Annotated in this window: 19 protein-coding genes; 15 read left to right on the forward strand and 4 right to left on the reverse strand. The window is 62.8% G+C overall.

Annotation, left to right across the window (positions count from 1 at the left end):
• Positions 1 to 183: 183 nt before the first annotated feature.
• From IB266_RS23510 to madM, 11 genes are all read left to right on the forward strand, one after another.
• A complete protein-coding gene (locus tag IB266_RS23510; protein ID WP_103308875.1) occupies positions 184 to 813 on the forward strand; it encodes a nucleotidyltransferase domain-containing protein in 630 nt (209 codons plus the stop codon).
• Positions 776 to 1,201: a hypothetical protein gene (locus IB266_RS23515; RefSeq protein ID WP_103308874.1), complete on the forward strand. Its 426-nt coding sequence runs from the start codon at positions 776 to 778 to the stop codon at positions 1,199 to 1,201. Before IB266_RS23510 ends, IB266_RS23515 begins: the two co-directional genes overlap by 38 nt.
• A 253-nt stretch (positions 1,202 to 1,454) precedes the next feature.
• Positions 1,455 to 3,125 (forward strand): malonate decarboxylase subunit alpha, encoded by a 1,671-nt coding sequence (gene mdcA / locus IB266_RS23520; protein ID WP_192262678.1) that lies wholly within the window; start codon positions 1,455 to 1,457, stop codon positions 3,123 to 3,125.
• Positions 3,126 to 4,001 carry a triphosphoribosyl-dephospho-CoA synthase gene (locus tag IB266_RS23525; protein WP_060740217.1) on the forward strand — a complete coding sequence of 292 codons (876 nt, stop codon included), beginning with the start codon at positions 3,126 to 3,128 and terminating at the stop codon, positions 3,999 to 4,001.
• A complete protein-coding gene (locus IB266_RS23530) occupies positions 4,001 to 4,300 on the forward strand; it encodes a malonate decarboxylase subunit delta (RefSeq protein WP_003206454.1) in 300 nt (99 codons plus the stop codon). The genes IB266_RS23525 and IB266_RS23530 overlap by 1 nt, the downstream gene beginning before the upstream one ends.
• The gene (locus tag IB266_RS23535) at positions 4,293 to 5,144 is read left to right on the forward strand and encodes a biotin-independent malonate decarboxylase subunit beta (protein WP_192262680.1); all 852 of its coding nucleotides are present in this window, start codon (positions 4,293 to 4,295) and stop codon (positions 5,142 to 5,144) included. The genes IB266_RS23530 and IB266_RS23535 overlap by 8 nt, the downstream gene beginning before the upstream one ends.
• Positions 5,141 to 5,944: a biotin-independent malonate decarboxylase subunit gamma gene (mdcE, locus tag IB266_RS23540; RefSeq protein ID WP_192262682.1), complete on the forward strand. Its 804-nt coding sequence runs from the start codon at positions 5,141 to 5,143 to the stop codon at positions 5,942 to 5,944. Before IB266_RS23535 ends, mdcE begins: the two co-directional genes overlap by 4 nt.
• Entirely contained in the window at positions 5,938 to 6,561 is a 624-nt protein-coding gene (locus IB266_RS23545; protein WP_192262684.1) for a malonate decarboxylase holo-ACP synthase, read from the forward strand. Before mdcE ends, IB266_RS23545 begins: the two co-directional genes overlap by 7 nt.
• The gene (gene mdcH / locus IB266_RS23550) at positions 6,558 to 7,478 is read left to right on the forward strand and encodes a malonate decarboxylase subunit epsilon (RefSeq protein ID WP_192262686.1); all 921 of its coding nucleotides are present in this window, start codon (positions 6,558 to 6,560) and stop codon (positions 7,476 to 7,478) included. Before IB266_RS23545 ends, mdcH begins: the two co-directional genes overlap by 4 nt.
• Before the next feature lie 66 nt (positions 7,479 to 7,544).
• Entirely contained in the window at positions 7,545 to 7,961 is a 417-nt protein-coding gene (gene madL, locus IB266_RS23555) for a malonate transporter subunit MadL (protein ID WP_060740222.1), read from the forward strand.
• Position 7,962: 1 nt separating this feature from the next.
• The gene (gene madM / locus IB266_RS23560) at positions 7,963 to 8,727 is read left to right on the forward strand and encodes a malonate transporter subunit MadM (protein WP_060740223.1); all 765 of its coding nucleotides are present in this window, start codon (positions 7,963 to 7,965) and stop codon (positions 8,725 to 8,727) included.
• 137 nt (positions 8,728 to 8,864) lie between these two features.
• On the opposite strand, the gene IB266_RS23565 is transcribed toward madM, so the two are convergent.
• A complete protein-coding gene (locus tag IB266_RS23565; protein WP_060740224.1) occupies positions 8,865 to 9,779 on the reverse strand; it encodes a LysR substrate-binding domain-containing protein in 915 nt (304 codons plus the stop codon).
• 158 nt (positions 9,780 to 9,937) lie between these two features.
• Here IB266_RS23565 and trhA point away from each other — a divergent pair, with 158 nt between their 5' ends.
• Positions 9,938 to 10,555 (forward strand): PAQR family membrane homeostasis protein TrhA, encoded by a 618-nt coding sequence (trhA, locus tag IB266_RS23570; protein ID WP_060740225.1) that lies wholly within the window; start codon positions 9,938 to 9,940, stop codon positions 10,553 to 10,555.
• A gap of 137 nt (positions 10,556 to 10,692) precedes the next feature.
• Here trhA and IB266_RS23575 read toward each other — a convergent pair whose 3' ends face one another.
• Both IB266_RS23575 and IB266_RS23580 read right to left on the reverse strand, forming a co-directional pair.
• Entirely contained in the window at positions 10,693 to 11,412 is a 720-nt protein-coding gene (locus tag IB266_RS23575) for a 16S rRNA (uracil(1498)-N(3))-methyltransferase (protein ID WP_192262688.1), read from the reverse strand.
• 157 nt (positions 11,413 to 11,569) lie between these two features.
• Entirely contained in the window at positions 11,570 to 12,976 is a 1,407-nt protein-coding gene (locus tag IB266_RS23580) for an adenosylmethionine--8-amino-7-oxononanoate transaminase (RefSeq protein ID WP_092177031.1), read from the reverse strand.
• 246 nt (positions 12,977 to 13,222) lie between these two features.
• Here IB266_RS23580 and IB266_RS23585 point away from each other — a divergent pair, with 246 nt between their 5' ends.
• The 3 genes from IB266_RS23585 to IB266_RS23595 all read left to right on the forward strand — a co-directional run bounded on the left by IB266_RS23585 (position 13,223) and on the right by IB266_RS23595 (position 16,981).
• On the forward strand, positions 13,223 to 14,974 hold the full coding sequence (locus IB266_RS23585) for a flavin monoamine oxidase family protein (protein WP_192262690.1): 1,752 nt from the start codon (positions 13,223 to 13,225) through the stop codon (positions 14,972 to 14,974).
• Positions 14,975 to 15,800: 826 nt separating this feature from the next.
• On the forward strand, positions 15,801 to 16,352 hold the full coding sequence (locus IB266_RS23590; protein WP_072405882.1) for a cytochrome b: 552 nt from the start codon (positions 15,801 to 15,803) through the stop codon (positions 16,350 to 16,352).
• Between the two features lie 32 nt (positions 16,353 to 16,384).
• A complete protein-coding gene (locus IB266_RS23595) occupies positions 16,385 to 16,981 on the forward strand; it encodes a YceI family protein (protein WP_025215936.1) in 597 nt (198 codons plus the stop codon).
• A 413-nt stretch (positions 16,982 to 17,394) separates the two neighbouring features.
• Here the strand turns inward: IB266_RS23595 and IB266_RS23600 are convergent, their stop codons facing one another.
• The gene (locus tag IB266_RS23600) at positions 17,395 to 19,263 is read right to left on the reverse strand and encodes a DEAD/DEAH box helicase (protein WP_092204931.1); all 1,869 of its coding nucleotides are present in this window, start codon (positions 19,261 to 19,263) and stop codon (positions 17,395 to 17,397) included.
• Positions 19,264 to 19,518: the final 255 nt, after the last annotated feature.

Here is a 19,518-nt window from a genome sequence, read left to right on the forward strand (position 1 = left end):
CCTGTGGGAGCGAGCTTGCTCGCGATGGCGAAGTGTCAGCCGGCTCAGTGTTGACTGATCCACCGTCATCGTGAGCAAGCCCGCTCCACAAAAGTCCAGACGCTTACGTTTAACGCCACTTCCAACTTGATAAGTCCCAAAAAGGGACCTATCGTTCCCTTTTTGGGACTTATGGCCTTTTCCATGAATCACCTCTCTCTAAGCGATGCCTTGTTCACGGCCACTCAGCAACGGGTCCTGGGCCTGTTGTTCGGTAAACCGGATCAAAGTTTCTATGCCAATGAAATTGCTCGCTGGGCTCAAGTCGGCAAGGGCAGTCTGATGCGGGAGTTGGAGCGTTTGCAAAACTCTGGGATCTTGATGATGACTCGCCAGGGCAATCAAACCCATTACCAAGCCAATGTGAACTGCCCGATTTACGCGGAACTGTTGGGCATCGTTCAAAAAACCATGGGTATAGCGGAACCTTTGCGCCAAGCCTTGCAGCCGTTTTCCAGGCAGTTGAGCTGGGCATTCGTCTACGGTTCCATCGCCAAAGGCCAGGCGAACGCATCCAGTGATATAGATCTCATGCTGATCGGCGAAGGCCTGCACTACAGTGAAGTGATGGAGCGGCTTATGCCTCTGGAAGAGCAACTGGGCCGTCCTCTTAACCCTACGCTCTACACGCCCCAGGACTGGGCCGCAAAATTTGCGGCGGGTAACAGCTTCGTGGTTCGGGTAGCGCAGCAGGACAAGATCAACTTGCTGGGTGAAGACCCTTTGGAGTCCAAGGATGGGCAAGCAGGAAAGCCTGGAAAATCTGTTACGTAGCGGCAGCCTCAAAGCAGAACCGCCTGATCGCCAGGAATGTGAGGGCTTGATGCGTTCTGCAATGGACCGCCTGACAGATGCGCAAACAGTGTCTCTTTCGTTTGCCAGTCGATTCGACTTGGCGTACAACGCCGCCCATGCCGCCGCCCTTACGGCGTTACGTTTGAGCGGCTATCGTTCGGACAAGCGTTATCTGGTCTTTCAGTGTCTGGTTCATACGGCGGATGTCACTAAAGTGCAGGTCCGGCTATTCGCCCTATGCCATGAGCGGCGCAACCTTGCCGAGTACGAGGGCTACATGGATGAAGATGACGCGCTTCTTACCCAACTGATTGAGAGTGCGGTAGAACTGCTCGAACGGGTCCGGCAATTGATGGGTATGAGTTGATCCCTGCTGGCCGCCACAAAATCCAAAGCCAAACGCAATCCTTGTGGGAGCGAGCTTGCTCGCGATAGCGGAGTGTCAGCCGGCTCGGCGTTGACTGATCCACCGTCATCGCGAGCAAGCTCGCTCCCACAGGGGACTGGATCCGTTTTTCCACCGTTACTCCAACCGTAACGATCCGCCGCTGAGCTTGATTGATGCCCTCGCCACAACACTCCTAAGGTAACCCCCACGACAGCGAACCCGTGGAGTGGTCATGACAACAACAATATCCCCCGACTCGCGCTGGACGCGGCGGCGCAGCGAAAAGCAGCGGCGTCTCGAACTGGTGAAGGGGCTTGCCGACGGTGTGGTGTTGCCCACCGACAAGATCGTCGCGGCGCTGGAGGCGTTGATCCTGCCCGGCGACCGTGTGGTGCTGGAGGGCAATAACCAAAAGCAGGCGGATTTTCTCTCGCGCTCCCTGGCCAAGGCCGACCCGGGCAAGCTGCATGACTTGCACATGATCATGCCCAGCGTCGGCCGTTCCGAGCACCTGGACCTGTTCGAACGTGGCATCGCCCGCAAGCTCGATTTCTCCTTTGCCGGTACCCAGAGCCTGCGCATCAGCCAATTGCTGGAAGACGGCCTGCTGGAAATCGGTGCGATCCACACCTACATCGAACTCTACGCTCGGCTGGTGGTGGACCTGATTCCCAACGTGGTGCTCTCGGCCGGTTTCATGGCCGACCGCGCCGGCAACATCTACACCGGCCCCAGCACCGAAGACACGCCGGCGCTGATCGAGCCGGCGGCTTTCAGTGACGGGATTGTCATTGTCCAGGTCAACCAGTTGGTGGACGACGTCAGCGACCTGCCGCGAGTGGACATTCCGGCGTCCTGGGTGGACTTCGTGGTGGTGGCCGACAAGCCGTTCTACATCGAGCCGCTGTTCACCCGCGACCCGCGCCACATCAAGCCTGTGCATGTGTTGATGGCGATGATGGCGATCCGTGGGATCTACGAAAAGCACAACGTCCAGTCCCTCAATCACGGCATCGGTTTCAACACCGCGGCCATCGAATTGATCCTGCCGACCTACGGCGAATCCCTCGGCCTGAAGGGCAAGATCTGCCGCAACTGGACCCTCAATCCGCACCCAACCCTGATCCCGGCCATCGAAAGCGGCTGGGTCGAAAGCGTGCATTGCTTCGGCACCGAGTTGGGCATGGAAAATTACATCGCCGCCCGCCCCGACGTGTTCTTCACCGGCCACGACGGCTCGCTGCGTTCCAATCGCATGGTCTGCCAACTGGCCGGGCAGTACGCGGTGGATCTGTTCATCGGCGCCACCCTGCAAGTGGACGGCGACGGGCACTCCTCCACCGTGACCCGCGGCCGCTTGGCCGGCTTCGGCGGTGCGCCGAACATGGGCCACGACCCCCGCGGTCGCCGTCATGGCACGCCGGCCTGGCTCGACATGCGCCATGGCGATGGCGAGGCGCCGTTGCTCGAACGCGGCAAGAAGCTGGTGGTGCAGATGGTCGAGACGTTCCAGGAGGGCGGCAAACCGACCTTCGTCGAGACCCTCGATGCGGTGGACGTGGCGAAGAAAGCCGGCATGCCCCTGGCGCCGATCATGATCTACGGCGACGACGTCACCCACCTGCTGACCGAAGAGGGCATCGCCTACCTGTACAAGGCTCGTTCCCTGGAAGAACGCCAGGCGATGATCGCCGCCGTGGCCGGGGTCACTGCCATCGGCTTGCGCCACAACCCGAAAGACACCGCGCGCATGCGCCGCGAAGGGCTGATCGCCTTGCCCGAAGACCTCGGCATCCGTCGCACCGACGCCACCCGCGAGTTGCTCGCGGCCAAGAGCGTGGCCGATCTGGTGGAGTGGTCCGGTGGCCTCTACAACCCACCCGCCAAGTTCAGGAGCTGGTAAATGCACGCCTTCAACCTGCAACCGAAAAAACTGTCCTTGGCCGAACGTCTGGCGGACATGGCGGTGGATGCGCTGATCGACGAAGCCGACCTGTCACCTAAACCGGCCTTGGTGGACCGTCGTGGCAATGGCGCCCACACCGACCTGCACCTGGGCCTGATGCATGCTTCGGCGCTGTCGCTGTGGCCGGCGTTCAAGGAAATGGCCGAGGCCGCCCTGGAATGCGGCGAAATCGGCCTGCCGTTGCGTGAAGCCCTTGGGCGGATCGGCCGTGAGGGGGAAGCGGCGATGCTTGCCACCACGGGCGGGGTAAACACCCATCGTGGCGCGATCTGGGCCTTGGGCTTGCTCGTGGCGGCGGCGGCGCTGGAACCTGAATCCAGTGTCGCCAGCGCCGTTACTTTGCGCGCCGCCCGCCTGGCCTTGCTCAACGACCGTTATGCGCCTCGCCCCTTGAGCCATGGCGCCCAGGTCGCCCAGCGCTACGGCGTGCGCGGTGCCCGGGAAGAAGCGCAACTGGCGTTTCCGGCGGTGACTGGCCTGGGCCTGCCGCAACTCAAGCGCAGCCGCGCGGCAGGGGCGGGCGAGCAGAACGCCCGGCTCGATGCCTTGCTGGCGATCATGACCACCCTGGCCGACACCTGCGTGCTCTACCGCGCTGGCGAGCCGGGTTTGCAGGCCATGCAACAAGGCGCCAGAGCGGTGCTTGATGCCGGTGGCAGTGCGAGCCTGGGCGGTCGGCGCCAATTGCACGCGCTGGACCAACAACTGATTGCCTTGAACGCCTCGCCCGGCGGCGCTGCCGACCTGCTCGCCGCCTGCCTGTTCCTCGATCGTATCGAGCGCGGCGATGGCCTCTTCCCTGGAGTGTGCTGATGGAAACCTTATCCTTTGAATTCCCCGCCGGGCAGCCGCCACGAGGCCGGGCGCTGGTGGGCTGCGTCGGCTCGGGCGACCTGGAAGTGCTGATCGAACCTGGCCTGGCGGGCAAGCTGACCATCCAGGTGCAGACCTCGGTCAATGGCAGCGAGCAACGCTGGCAACATCTGTTCGCCCGCATGTTCGACGGCCAGACGCCACCGGCCCTGTCCATCGACATCCATGATTTCGGCGCCACCCCCGGCGTGGTGCGTTTGCGCCTGGAGCAAGGTTTCGAGGAGATCGGCCATGACTGACAGCGCAGCGTTGCTCAACAAGCACAGCTTCGTCGAACTCGGCGCCCGGCAGCGGGCCAAGGCCTTGCTCGATGACGGCACTTTCCGTGAATTGCTCGACCCGTTCCAGCGGGTCATGTCGCCGTGGTTGTTGCGTCAGGGCGTGGTGCCGCAAAGCGACGATGGCGTGGTGATCGCCAAAGGCTCGCTCGATGGCCTGCCCGTGGTGATCGCCGCCATTGAAGGTGCGTTCCAGGGCGGCAGCCTCGGCGAAGTCGGCGGGGCGAAGATTGCCGGGGCGTTGGAGCTGGCCGCCGAAGACAACCGCAAAGGCATTCCGACCCGCGCCGTGCTGCTGCTGGAAACCGGTGGCGTGCGGTTGCAGGAGGCCAACCTGGGGCTGGCGGCGATTGCCGAGATTCATTCGGCGATTGTCGATTTGCGTCAGTACCATCCGGTGGTGGGCGTGGTGGCAGGCAGCGTCGGTTGCTTTGGCGGCATGTCCATCGCCGCCGGGCTGTGCAGTTATCTGCTGGTGACCCGGGAAGCGCGGCTGGGCCTGAACGGTCCGCAAGTGATCGAACAGGAAGCCGGCCTCGACGAATACGACTCCCGTGACCGGCCATTCATCTGGAGCCTGACGGGCGGCGAGCAGCGTTTCGCTACGGGACTGGTGGATCGTTATGCGGCCGACGATGTGACGCAGATCCGCCAACAGGTCGGCCAATTGCTGCACCTGGGCGTGCCCGTGCAACACCGTAGCGGCCAGGCCGAGCTGTTCCTGCAGCGCTTGGCGCGCTTGGACACTGATGTGCAAATCGAACCGGCAGCGGTTCGTCAGTTGTATCAGGGAGAACGCCCATGAGTGCGTATTCATTGAGAGGCTTGCGCTGGTTCGAAGCCTTGAGTGGCGATGCCAGCGCGGTACAAGGTTTGCCTGCTTCGTTGAAAGTCGCCGATGTCCGCCTGGGCGAGCAAACCGTACGCCTGCTGGCGGTGGTGGCCGATCCCGACAACCGTTTCCCCCGGGCGCGCAACGGCGAAGTCGGCTTGCTGGAAGGCTGGGGCCTGGCCAAGGCGGTGGATGACGCCATCGATGCCGACCGCGATGCCACCCACAAGCGTGCGTTGATCGCGATTGTCGATGTACCGAGCCAGGCCTATGGCCGGCGTGAAGAAGCCCTGGGCATTCATCAGGCCTTGGCCGGTGCGGCCGACAGCTATGCCCGTGCGCGGTTGGCCGGGCATCCGGTAATTGGCTTGCTGGTGGGCAAGGCGATGTCGGGGGCGTTCCTGGCCCACGGCTACCAGGCCAACCGGCTGATTGCCCTGCGCGACCCGGGCGTGATGGTCCACGCCATGGGCAAGGCCTCGGCGGCGCGGGTGACCTTGCGCAGTGTCGAAGAGCTTGAAGCCTTGGCCGCCAGCGTGCCGCCGATGGCCTACGACATCGACAGTTTTGCCAGTCTGGGCCTGCTGTGGGAAACCTTGTCGGTGGAGCAGATCGAGCAGCCCTGCGCGAGCGATCTGGCTCGGGTCACCGACTGCCTGCAACAAGCGATCAACGATGTCGCCACGGCACCTCGCGACTTGCGCAGCCGCCTCGGTGCGACCCATCGGGCAGCCTCCAGCACCGTTCGCCAATTGTTGAGCGCGCAGTGGTGAACGGGTTCCTGGCCCATGACCTGCTCTGGGGAATGACGCCGGAGCACTTGCCGGCGGATGCACCAGGCTGGGCCGTCGAGAGCCTCGGCCTCGGTCAACCGGTGGTGGTGCGCCGGGCGCTGACCTTGCCCGGGGATGTCGCGGTGGGCGTGCGCGGTCGCTCCAGGGAGCAGCGTTACGCCACGTCGATGCCGATGGCTGCGATCCAGCGCCGGGTGCGCCCGGAGGACCTGTGCCAGGTCGAGTCGCCGCGCGATCTGCCGGCCCTGCACGCCCTGGCCCGGCTGCGCCCGCTGCTCGATGGCCGTGGCTGGACCTGGGGCGTCAGCGGCAGCGCCGGGTTCGAACTCGCCAGCGGTGTCGAGGCCCTGCATGAACGCAGTGACCTGGATTTGATTCTGCGCACACCGCACTGTCTGGATCGTCTCCAGGCCAGGGATTTGCTGGTGCTACTGGATGCTTCGGTATGCGCCGTGGACATGCAGTTGCAAACGCCTTGCGGCGCGGTGGCTCTGCGGGAATGGGCGGGTTCGTCGCCTCGGGTCTTGCTCAAGGATGATGTTCAGGCCCGGCTGGTGAGCGACCCTTGGCAGCCTTGCGTGGAGCAGGTCGCGTGAGCAGCCTCTTCGTTTTTCCCGGCCAGGGTGCGCAGCGCGTGGGCATGCTCCATGGGCTGGCGCCGCTGATCCTGGACGAGGCGGGGGATGTGCTCGGTGAAGACGTCTTGCGACTGGACAGCGCCGAGGCGTTGCAATCGACCCGCGCCGTGCAGCTGTGCCTGCTGATCGCCGGCGTGGCGGCGGCCCGCAGATTGCTGGAACAAGCCCCCGCGCCGGATTATGTGGCAGGGCTGTCCATCGGTGCGTATCCGGCGGCGGTCGTTGCCGGGGCGCTGGGCTTCGAGGATGCGCTGCGGCTGGTCAGCCTGCGCGGTGAACTGATGCAGCAGGCGTATCCGCATGGCTACGGCATGAGCGCGATCATCGGCCTGGACCTGGCGGCAGTGGAAGCCTTGCTGGAGCAGGTGCACGGTGAAACAACGCCGGTCTACCTGGCCAATATCAACGCCGACAACCAAGTGGTCATTGCCGGCAGCGACGAAGCCATGGGCCTGGTCGCCGAAAAGGCTCGGCGCCAAGGCGCTGGCAAAGCCTGTCGGCTGGCGGTGAGCGTGCCGTCCCATTGCCCGTTGCTGGAGGCTCCGGCGCGGACATTGGCCCAGGCGTTTGCCGAGGTGCCGTTGAAAGCCGCCACACTGGGCTATCTCAGCGGCAGCCGCGCCCGGCCGGTGATCAGCACTGAGGCCCTGCGCGACGACCTGGCCTTCAACATGTGCCGCGTCGTCGATTGGCGCGGCACCGTGCAAAGCGCCTACGAGCGTGGCGTGCGGCTACAGATCGAACTGCCACCCGGCGCGGTACTCACCGGGCTGGCGCGCCGGGTGTTCGAGCAGGGCACCGTCATTGCCTTCGACGGTGCCCGGCTCGATACCTTGCAGGCGCTGTTGCGTGAGGAGGGAAACCGCCAACCCTAGACACCGACTCAAGCTGGCGAAGCACAAAAACAACAACTTCGACGATGCACTTTGAGGACTACGACAATGATTATTTACGGTGTGGCGCTGTTGGCGATCTGTACGCTGACAGGGGTGATCCTGGGCGACATGCTCGGCGTGTTGCTGGGCGTCAAGTCCAACGTGGGCGGGGTCGGCATTGCCATGATCCTGCTGATCTGCGCACGGCTGTGGATGCAAAAACGCGGCGGCATGACCAAGGACTGTGAGATGGGCGTGGCCTTCTGGGGCGCCATGTACATTCCGGTGGTGGTGGCGATGGCCGCGCAGCAGAACGTGGTTACGGCCCTGCACGGTGGCCCGGTGGCGGTGTTGGCGGCCATCGGTTCGGTGGTGCTCTGTGGTTGCACCATTGCGCTGATCAGCCGGACCCACAAAGGCGAGCCATTGCCTGATGAGCCGGCGGAACTGACCCCGCTGGGCACGCCAGCAGGAGGCCGCTGATATGTGGGATCTCATCGAGAAAGGCCTGGAACACAACGGTCTGATCACGGCGTTCGCGTTCGTGGGCGTGATCATGTGGGTATCGGTGGTGTTGTCCAAGCGCCTGACCTATGGACGGATCCACGGCTCGGCGATCGCTATTGTCATCGGCCTGGTGCTGGCCTGGGTGGGCGGCACCATGACTGGCGGGCAAAAAGGTCTGGCGGACTTGTCCCTGTTCTCCGGTATCGGTTTGATGGGCGGGGCCATGTTGCGTGACTTCGCCATCGTTGCCACGGCCTTCGAAGTGCAGGCCACCGAGGCGAAGAAGGCCGGGATGATTGGCGTCATCGCGTTGCTGCTGGGCACGATCCTGCCGTTCATCGTCGGCGCGAGCATTGCCTGGTTGTTCGGTTATCGCGACGCGGTGAGCATGACCACCATCGGCGCGGGTGCGGTGACCTACATCGTCGGGCCCGTGACCGGGGCCGCGATTGGCGCCACGTCCGATGTGATGGCGTTGTCGATTGCCACCGGCTTGATCAAGGCGATCATCGTAATGGTCGGCACCCCCATGGCGGCCCGCTGGATGGGCCTGGATAACCCGCGCTCGGCCATGGTATTCGGTGGCTTGGCCGGGACGGTGAGTGGTGTGACGGCCGGCTTGGCGGCGACGGACCGGCGGCTGGTGCCGTACGGCGCGTTGACGGCGACCTTCCACACCGGGTTGGGGTGCTTGCTGGGGCCTTCGTTGTTGTACTTCATTGTTCGCGGGATTGTTGGTTAAGCCTCCGGATCGGCTCTGAGTGGGCCGATGCCATCGCGAGCAAGCTCGCTCCCACAGTGGATCGGGGTGAACCTGGATTCTGGGTATGCCACGAACCTTGTGGGAGCGAGCTTGCTCGCGATGGGGGCAGCACGATTTCAGGCCTGGCGATTGGCGTACATCCGGCACTCGGCCAACAGCGCCAGCAGGTTCGGATCACGCTCCTTGGCCTTCAGGAACACCACGCCGATGTGCTGCTGCAACCGGTACTTTTCCTGCAACGGGATCAGTTTCACCCGGTTTTCATACACCGCCGCAATCCGGCCCGGCAGCAAGGCATAGCCCACCCCGGAACTGACCATGCTCAGCAGGGTGAAGATGTCGTTGACCTGCATCGCCACCTTCGGTTCGAACCCCGCCTGCTTGAATACCCGAATCCCGTCCTGATGTGTGGCAAAACCCTGGGTCAAGGTGATGAATGTCTCGTCGCGGACCTCGGCCAGGTCGACTTCGCTGCGCTGGGCAAAGGGTGAGTCGGCTGGCGTGGCGAGGAAGATGTCATCGGAAAACAGCGCAATCTGCTCGCAGTCCGGGTCGTTGACGCTGTCGTCCAGGGACACCAGGATCGCATCGACCTCCATGTTCTTGAGCTTGTACAGCAAGTCGATGTTGGAGCCCATGATCAGGTCGATATTGAGTTCGCTGCGGCGGATCTTCAGGCCCATGATCAACTGCGGCACGGTCTTGACCGTCAGCGAATACAGCGAGCCGAGCTTGAAGCGCTCGGCGGAGAAACCGGCGGCCTCACGGGTCAGGCGCACGCTGTCGACCACGTCCTGGATCAGCTTCTGCGCCCGCTCTTCCAGCACGTAAGCGCTTTCCAGCGGTGTGAGGTTGCGACCTTCATGCTTGAACAATGGGCAGCGCAGGGCGCTTTCCAGTGAGTGAATAGCCCGGTGCACACTGACGTTGCTGGTCTGCAACTCGGCCGCTGCCCGCGCCAGGTTGCCGGTGCGCATGAAGGCCAGGAACACCTCCAGTTTCTTCAGGGTCAATTCTTCGTCGATCAGCATGGGGCGGACTCTTATTCGTATGGTTTGATTGTGCCCCAATCGACTCTTTTTGGAGGAGTTAATCAGTGGTGGGCTCAGAGGGGTAGCAGCAAAGCATTGCACTTTGCAGCGCCAAGCCTGAGCCTGGGCACCTGTTTCTAAATGTGAGGTGGTATTGGATGTATCACGGGGAACGACTCAACGCCTGGACGCACCTGGTGGGGGCGGTGGCGGCGTTTATCGGCGCAGTGTGGTTGCTGGTGATCGCCGGGATGGCGGGCGATCCGTGGAAGATCGTCAGCGTGGCGATCTACGGGTTCACCTTGTTGGTGCTGTACAGCGCTTCGACGGTTTATCACAGCGTGCGCGGGCGCAAAAAAGAAATCATGCAGAAGGTCGATCACTTTTCGATCTACCTGTTGATCGCCGGCAGCTATACCCCGTTCTGCCTGGTGACCCTGCGCGGGCCGTGGGGCTGGACGTTGTTCGGGATCGTCTGGGGCCTGGCGGTGATCGGGATCTTGCAGGAAATCAAGCCGCGTTCCGAAGCGCGGATCCTGTCGATCGTGATCTACGCCGTAATGGGCTGGATCGTGCTGGTGGCGGTCAAACCGTTGTTGGCGGCTCTGGGCAGCACCGGGTTCGCCTGGCTGGCCTCGGGCGGCGTGTTGTACACCGTGGGCATCATCTTTTTCGCTCTTGACCATCGGTTGCGCCACGCCCACGGCATCTGGCACCTGTTCGTGATCGCCGGCAGCCTGCTGCACTTCGTGGCGATTCTGTTTTATGTGCTCTAACTCATGACCACCACCAAACTACTGTGGGAGCGGGCTTGCTCGCGAAAGCGGTGTATCAGCCGGCATAGATATTGGCTGACACTCCGTCTTCGCGAGCAAGCCCGCTCCCACATTTGGTCTTCAGCATCCGCAGGACACTAGAAATCCCCCCATAACTGCTGCGCCACGGCCAGGGCCACCACCGGCGCGGTTTCGGTGCGCAGCACGCGCGGGCCGAGGCGGGCGGCCTGGTAGCCGGCGGTCTTGGCCTGCTCGACCTCGGCATCCGACAACCCGCCTTCGGGACCGATCAGGAAGGCCAGGGTCGACGGTTTTTCATGACTGACCAGCGGCTCGGCCACCGGGTGCAGCACCAGCTTCAGTTCGGCTTCGGCCTGCTTCAGCCAGTCAGCCAGCAGCAGCGGTGGGTGGATCACCGGCACGGTCGAGCGCCCGCACTGCTCGCAAGCGCTGATCGCCACCTGGCGCCAATGCAGCAGGCGCTTGTCGGCGCGTTCGTCCTTGAGGCGCACTTCGCAACGTTCGCTGAAAATCGGGGTGATCTCGCTGACCCCCAGCTCCGTGGCTTTCTGGATCGCCCAATCCATGCGCTCGCCTCGGGACAGGCCCTGGCCGAGGTGAATGCGTAGCGGCGATTCAGGTTGTCCGGCGAACTGCTCGTCCAACTGCACCCGCACGCGCTTTTTGCCGACTTCGGCCAACGTGCCGCGAAACTCCTGGCCGGAGCCATCGAACACCTGCACCGCATCGCCCTCGGCCATGCGCAGCACCCGACCGATGTAGTGGGCCTGGGCTTCAGGCAGTTCGTGGTCGCCGAGGCTCAGGGGGGCGTCGATGAAGAAGCGGGACAGTCTCATGTTTTGTTCTCTATTGAATCTGAATTCGACATTGCTGCAGGGGAGCTTTTGTGGCGAGGGAGCTTGCTCCCGCTCGGGTGCGCAGCGCCCGCTCTTCTTTAAGGGCCGCTTCGCAGCCCAGCGGGAGCAAGCTCCCTCGCCACAGAGAAACGTGTCGTCAGCCCGGATCGCGATAGCCTGGGTGAAAGTCCTTTGGCACCGCCACGCTGACCTTGTCCCGGGTGGCGATGTCGATGCCTTCACTGGCCACCTCGGCAAGGAAGTCGATCTGCTCGGGGGTGATGACATACGGCGGCAGGAAATACACCACGCTACCCAACGGCCGCAACAATGCACCGCGCTCCAGGGCATGCTGGAACACCGCCAGGCCACGCCGTTCCTGCCACGGATACGCGGTTTTGCTGGCCTTGTCCTTGACCATCTCGATGGCCAGCACCATGCCGGTCTGGCGCACTTCGGCGACGTTCGGGTGATCGGCCAGGTGCGCGGTGGCGCTGGCCATGCGCTGGGCCAGGGCCTGGTTGTTTTCGATGACGTTGTCTTCTTCGAAGATGTCCAGCGTCGCCAGGGCCGCCGCGCAGGCAAGCGGGTTGCCGGTGTAGCTGTGGGAGTGCAGGAAGGCGCGCAGGGTCGGGTAGTCGTCGTAGAACGCGCTGTAGACCTCGTCGGTGGTCACGCACGCCGCCAGCGGCAGGTAGCCGCCGGTCAGGGCCTTGGACAGACAGAGAAAATCCGGTGTGATACCGGCCTGCTCACAAGCGAACATCGTCCCGGTGCGGCCAAAGCCGACGGCGATTTCGTCATGGATCAGGTGCACGCCATAGCGGTCGCACGCCTCGCGCAATAACTTCAGGTACACCGGGTGGTACATGCGCATGCCGCCGGCACCCTGGATCAGCGGTTCGACGATCACCGCCGCCACCGTGTCGTGGTGCTCGGCCAGGGTCTGCTCCATGGCGGCGAACAGGTTGCGCGAATGTTCTTCCCAGCCCATGCCTTCGGGGCGGTGGTAGCAGTCGGGGCTCGGCACCTTGATCGTGTCCAGCAGCAACGCTTTGTAGGTTTCGGTGAACAACGGCACATCGCCCACTGACATCGCCGCAATGGTTTCGCCGTGGTAACTGTTGCTCAGGGTGACGAAGCGCTTCTTGTCCGGCCGGCCGCGATTGATCCAGTAGTGGAAGCTCATCTTCATCGCCACTTCGATGCAGGACGAGCCGTTATCGGCATAGAAGCACCGGGTCAGGCCCTCGGGCGTCATCTTCACCAGGCGCTCGGACAGTTCGATCACGGGCTGATGGCTGAAGCCGGCCAGGATCACATGCTCCAACTGATCGACCTGGTCCTTGATGCGCTGGTTGATGCGCGGGTTGGCGTGGCCGAACACGTTGACCCACCAGGAACTGACGGCATCGAGGTAGCGCTTGCCTTCGAAATCCTCCAGCCACACGCCTTCACCGCGCTTGATGGGGATCAGCGGCAGCTGTTCGTGGTCTTTCATCTGGGTGCAGGGATGCCACAGCACCGCGAGGTCGCGTTGCATCCACTGGTTATTCAGGCCCATTTACAGTCTCCTCGAGGCGGCTCGCGGCGGGCGCGGGCAAAACAATCGCGCAAGCCTATGCAATGGCGGCCCTGGGGACAACCCATTGTGTCGTTGACGCTACTTTGCGCGAGGCGATAGACGCCGCTGGCGGCGCTTTGATGGCTGTCGTATTCTTCGCTGTTCCCTGAGCCGACTGGCTCGAAAAACCGAGAGCCGCCTGGCTCGAAAGCTGAAATTTCCTACGTTTAATCCGGAGTTCGTTGAATGTCTGCTGGTTGGCTGCGCGCCTGTGCGCTGGTGATGATAGGGCTGTTCAGCGTTTCGGCGCTGGCCAAGGACAAACAACCGACGGCCATCGTCATCGGCGGCGGCCTGGCGGGACTCACCGCGGCCTATGAGCTGCAGAACAAGGGCTGGGCCGTGACTCTGCTGGAAGCCAAGCCGGACCTGGGCGGTCGCTCGGGCATGGCCACCAGCGAGTGGATCGGCAATGAGAAGACGCAGCCGGTACTGAACAAGTACGTCTCGAGCTTCAAGCTGAGCACCACGCCGGCCCCGGAATTCGTGCGTACCCCCAGCTACCTGATCGACGGCACCTACTTCACCGCCGCCGACCTGGCGACCAAGCAGCCGGCCACCGCCGAAGCCCTCAAGCGCTACGAAACCACCCTGGACGACCTGGCGCGCTCCATCGAAGACCCGCAGAACCCGGCAGCCAACAATACCCTGCATGCCCTGGACCAGATCAGCGTGTCCAACTGGCTCGACCGCCTGCAACTGCCAGCCACCGCGCGGCAACTGGTCAACCAGGAAATTCGTACCCGTTATGACGAGCCTTCGCGCTTGTCGCTGCTGTATTTCGCCCAGCAGAGCCGAGTCTATCGCGGTGTGTCCGACCGCGACCTGCGGGCCTCGCGCCTGCTCGGCGGCAGTCCGACCCTGGCCCAGGCGTTCGTCAAGCAACTGAAAACCATCAAGACCAACTCGCCGGTGTCGGCCATCTCCCAGGACAAGGATGGCGTGACCGTCAAGGTCGGCAGCGTGGGTTACCAGGCTGACTACGTGGTGCTGGCGGTGCCACTGCGGGCGCTGAACAAGATCCAGTTGACCCCGGCCCTGGACGCCCAGCATCAAGGCGCGATCAAGGGCACCAACTACGGTTGGCGCGACCAGATCATGCTCAAGTTCAAGACCCCCGTCTGGGACAGCAAGGCACGCATGTCGGGCGAAATCTACAGCAACGCCGGCCTGGGCATGATGTGGATCGAGCCGGCCATGAAGGGCGGCGCCAACGTGGTCATCAACCTGTCCGGCGACAACGCCCGGGTGATGCAGGCCTTCGGCGACAAGCAGATGGTCGATCAGGTGCTGATCCGTCTGCACGCGTTTTATCCACAGGCCCGTGGCGCGTTCACCGGCTATGAAATCCGCCGCTACAGCACCGACCCGTCCACGGGCGGCGCGTACCTGGCCTTTGGCCCGGGCCAGATCAGCAAGTACTGGCGTCTGTGGGAAAAACCGTTGCAGCGTGTAGCCTTTGCCGGCGAACACACCGACACCCTGTATCCGGGCACCCTGGAAGGCGCGTTGCGCAGCGGCCAGCGGGCGGCCAGCCAGGTTGAAGACCTGGCGGCCGGCAAGTCGTTCGAACCGGCCAAGGTCGCTCCCGCCGCGACAGCCGCCGCTGCCGGTGCGGTGGCGGCGAAGAAGGGCAACTTCTTCAGCAACCTGTTCGGTGGCTCGGATGACGACAAGAAGCCGGAGCCGGTCAAGGCGCCCGAGCCGGTAGCGCCGCCAGCACCGACGCCTGCGCCAACCCCGGCACCTGCGCCGGTAGAAGCGCCTAAGGCCGCGGCCCCGGTAAAAGCCGAGCCTGCCAAGAAAGCACCGGCGAAGAAACCGGCAGCCAAGACCCCGGCAAAAAAAGCCCCGGCCAAGGCCCCGGTGAAAAAGACTGAATCGGCGAAGAAGCCAGCGGCGAAGCCGGCGACGACCACTGAAACCAAGGTTCAGTAGTCGTCCTGGCGAAAAGCGCGGCTCAAGGGTCTAGCACTGTTCGCTCAAGGCTTGTCTGAATCATTGTGGCGAGGGAGCTTGCTCCCGCTGGGCTGCGCAGCAGCCCCTTTTTGTGAGCGCTTCGCACTCAAGCGGGAGCAAGCTCCCTCGCCACGGGCTCATCGCTTTTCTTAAGTAAGCAGCATAAGGCCCAAGGGCTGCTCTTTTTTTATCCTGCATTAGGCGTGTACTGACGCTGTCACCCAGAGCCCGGCGTTGTGCAACGAGCGCTAACTTCTTACACGCTGCGGCGATATATCGGAACTTCCCACCCATTAACAGGATGGAAGTGATAGAGCGCACCAGTCATAGGCTCTAGGCTCCTAAAAACTGGAGCGCTTATGAAAATCCTAATAGCGATGGTTGCGTTGGTAGTACTTTCTGGGTGTGTCTATGGCGAATGCCGGGATCCTTTGAGAATTCCGATGATCCCAAAAAGAGATCTGCAGTTGGCATACAAGTGCACGATGGATCCATACAAGCCCGAGTGCTCGGTGAATTAGTACATCAACTGTCAGGCTATCCTAGGATATTAGAGCTGGGGAGGGCCCAGCACACATGCTTCATGGCAAAAAAGCGCCGTGAGCAGGCTGCGATAGGGCCCTTTCAATCACGCGATCGCTGTTTGCACCGGTCGCCATCACCCACCGTTTCCCCTTTAATCTTTCCTTAACCCACCCCCTCCAGACTGATGATCGTATTTCTCGATATTTCAAAGCGAAAATTTCCGCTTTAAATCGATAGATAACTCGCTAGTCTTGATCGCAGTTTTTACAGGATATGAGCAATGCAGCTTCGCAACTCTTCTTCTCGCTATGGCTGGGTCAGTATCGCTGTGCACTGGGGCGTTGCGCTGGTGGTGTACGGGCTGTTCGCCCTGGGCCTGTGGATGGTCGGCCTGGATTACTACAGCACCTGGCGCAAAGACGCGCCGGACCTGCACAAGAGCATTGGCCTGGTGCTGCTGGCGGTCATGTTGCTGCGGGTGGTCTGGCGGTTTGTCAGCCCGCCACCACCGACCCTGCCAACCTATGGCCGCCTGACCCGCGTCGGCGCCAAGCTTGGCCATAGCGCACTGTATCTCGGGTTGTTCGCCGTGATGATTGCCGGTTACCTGATTTCCACCGCAGACGGTGTCGGGATCCCGGTGTTTGGCCTGTTTGAAGTACCCGCGCTGGTGTCCGGACTGCCCGATCAGGCAGACGTCGCCGGTGAGATTCACTTCTACCTGGCATGGGCGCTGGTCATTTTTTCCGGCCTTCATGCGTTGGCAGCATTGAAACACCACTTTATCGACCGTGACGCGACCCTCAAGCGAATGCTGGGGCGCCAAGCCTGATGTTCAACCTCGACTCCAAAGGAATAGAAAGCATGTTGAAAAAGACGCTCGCCGCCCTGGCAATCGGTTCTGCCCTGCTGTCTGCCGGCCAGGCCATGGCTGCCGACTACGTCGTCGACAAGGAAGGCCAGCACGCCTTCGTCGACTTCAAGATCAGCCACCTGGGCTATAGCTACATCACCGGTACCTTCAAGGACATCGACGGCAAGTTCAGCTTCGACGCCGCCAAGCCTGAAGCCAGCAAGATCGAGTTCAACGTGAATACCGCCAGTGTGTTCACCAACCACGCCGAGCGCGACAAGCACATCGCCAGCGCTGACTTCCTGAACGCCAGCAAATTCGGCAAGGCGACCTTCGTTTCCACCAGCGTCAAGTCCACTGGCAAGAACGCTGATGGCAAGGAAACCGCCGATGTGACCGGTGACCTGACCCTGCTGGGCGTGACCAAGCCGGTCGTGGTCAAGGCCACCTTCCTGGGTGAAGGCAAGGACCCGTGGGGCGGCTACCGTGCTGGCTTCGAAGGCACCACCAGCATCAAGCGTTCGGACTTCGGCAAGCAGAAAGACCTGGGTCCAACCTCCGACGCGGTCGAACTGTACGTCTCGTTTGAAGGTGTCAAAGCGAAGTAACCTTCGCGCCTGACAAAAAACGCCCCTGGTCTTGGGACCTGGGGCGTTTTTTATTGCGCGGATTCGGGCAACGCAGAGAACCCTGTGGGAGCGAGCCTGCTCGCGATGACGGCAGTTCTGTCACATTGATGTTGGCTGATACACCGCTATCGCGAGCAAGCTCGCTCCCACATTTGGAATGTGTCGGGCCAAAAAAACTGGTCTTGGGACCAGGGGCGTTTTTTATTGCGCGGATTCGGGCAACGCAGAGAACCCTGTGGGAGCGAGCTTGCTCGCGATGACGGCAGTTCTGTCACATTGGTGTTGGCTGATACACCGCTATCGCGAGCAAGCTCGCTCCCACATCTGGAATGTGTCGAGCCAAAAAAAGCCCCGGGTCGCGAGACCCGGGGCTTTTTCACGGCTTGAAAAACTCAGCGATTGCGCGTCAGCAATGCCGGTTTTTCGCCCCGTGGACGGCTTGGCAGTTGATCCAGCTGTTCAGGTGTCGGGAAGCGATCGGCTTTCGATTCCTTGTGCATGATCTTCGGCTGGTTGCTGCGTGGGTTTTGCACGGCAGGTTCCTGGCGAGGCTGGTCGTCACGAGCCGGGCGGCGCGGGCGGGTGTCGTCGCGGCGGGCCTGGCCGTCACGGGGGGCGCCGTTGCGTGGGCCGCTGCGCTTGGCCGGTGGTGTGCCGGTAGATGAGCCGTTGCTGTTGCGCGGACCGTTCTGGCGACCCTGTGGCTGGCCACTGCGCGGTGCCCCTGCACCTGCGCCCTGTGCCGGGGCGCCCGGACGGCGACCGCGGCCCTGGGCCGGTTTCTGCTGTGGCACGTAGTCGACGCGGTTACCGAAGTTATCGACATCGTCATCCAGGAACTCGTCCGGGGCACGATCGGCTGCGGCGCGTGGAGCCGGGCGCTGCTGCTCACGGGCCGGGGTGCCTTCGCGGGGCTTCTGCTCGCGGGCAGGGCGTTCGCCGCGGCCATTGCTGTTGCTGGCCGATTTTTCCTTGCCCTTGTCCTTGCCTTTGTCTTTGCGACCGCCGCCACCACCGCCGCCGTTCGGACCGTCGCCCCGTGGGCCACGGGCATTGCGCGGATTACGCACATCCGGACGTTCGCGTACTTCAGGCTTCTCGGCTTCGATGGTGCTGGCATCGAAGCCCATCAGGTCGCCGTCGGCGATTTTCTGCTTGGTCATGCGCTCGATGCTTTTGAGCAGCTTTTCTTCGTCCGGCGCGACCAGCGAGATCGCTTCGCCCGAACGACCGGCACGGCCGGTACGGCCGATACGGTGAACGTAATCTTCATCGACGTTCGGCAGCTCGAAGTTGACCACGTGGGGCAACTGGTCGATGTCCAGGCCACGGGCCGCGATGTCGGTGGCCACGAGGATGCGCACTTCGCCGGCCTTGAAGTCGGCCAGGGCCTTGGTGCGGGCGTTCTGGCTCTTGTTGCCGTGGATCGCCACGGCTGGCAGGCCGTGCTTGTCCAGGTACTCGGCCAGGCGGTTGGCGCCGTGCTTGGTACGGGTGAAGACCAGGACCTGTTCCCAGGCGCCGGCGGTAATCAGGTGCGCCAGCAGGGCACGCTTGTGGCTGGCCGCCAGGCGGAACACACGCTGCTCGATACGCTCCACCGTGGTGTTCGGCGGCGTGACTTCGATGCGCTCCGGGTTGTGCAGCAGTTTGCCGGCCAGGTCGGTGATGTCCTTGGAGAACGTCGCCGAAAACAGCAGGTTCTGGCGCTTGGCAGGCAGGCGGGCGAGGACTTTCTTCACGTCATGGACGAAGCCCATGTCGAGCATGCGGTCGGCTTCGTCCAGCACGAGGATTTCAACGTGGGACAAATCGACGCTGCCCTGGCCGGCCAGGTCCAGCAGGCGACCGGGGCAGGCCACCAGTACATCGACGCCACGGGACATGGCCTGGACCTGGGGGTTCATGCCGACGCCGCCAAAAATGCAGGCGCTGACGAACTTCAGGTCGCGAGCGTAGACCTTGAAGCTCTCGTGTACCTGGGCCGCCAGTTCGCGGGTGGGGGTCAGGACCAGTACGCGCGGTTGGCGCGGGCCATGACGCTGGGATTTGTCTGGGTGACCGTTGGGAAACAACCGCTCCAGGATCGGAAGGGCGAAACCACCGGTTTTACCAGTACCTGTCTGCGCCGCGACCATCAGGTCGCGACCTTGCAACACGGCGGGAATGGCCCGCTGTTGCACCGGGGTAGGCTGGGTATAGCCGGCGGCTTCGATGGCGCCGACTAAAGCCTCGGAGAGACCGAGGGAAGCAAAGGACATGAGTAATCCTGTTTTAGTGAGGGCCTGGCCCAATGGGATAGTCTTGCCGGGCGCGAATGACGTTCAACCAAAAGACGTCATCCCGTCCGGTCCTGCCGGGCCTCGAAGGCGGGTCCGGACAAGGCTCGCGCGGGCTGTAGGCTGCGCTGTAGCGGTGTCGGGATGCCTTTTGCAAGACCGGGCGTCCGGGCGTGAGCCTGGCGGGAAGGCCGGAGTATAACAGAGCAAACGCCTCGCGCCGCTTTCCTGCTGCTC

Source organism: Pseudomonas sp. Pdm06 (genome assembly GCF_014851795.1).
Classification (GTDB): Bacteria; Pseudomonadota; Gammaproteobacteria; order Pseudomonadales; family Pseudomonadaceae; genus Aquipseudomonas; species Aquipseudomonas fluorescens_AA.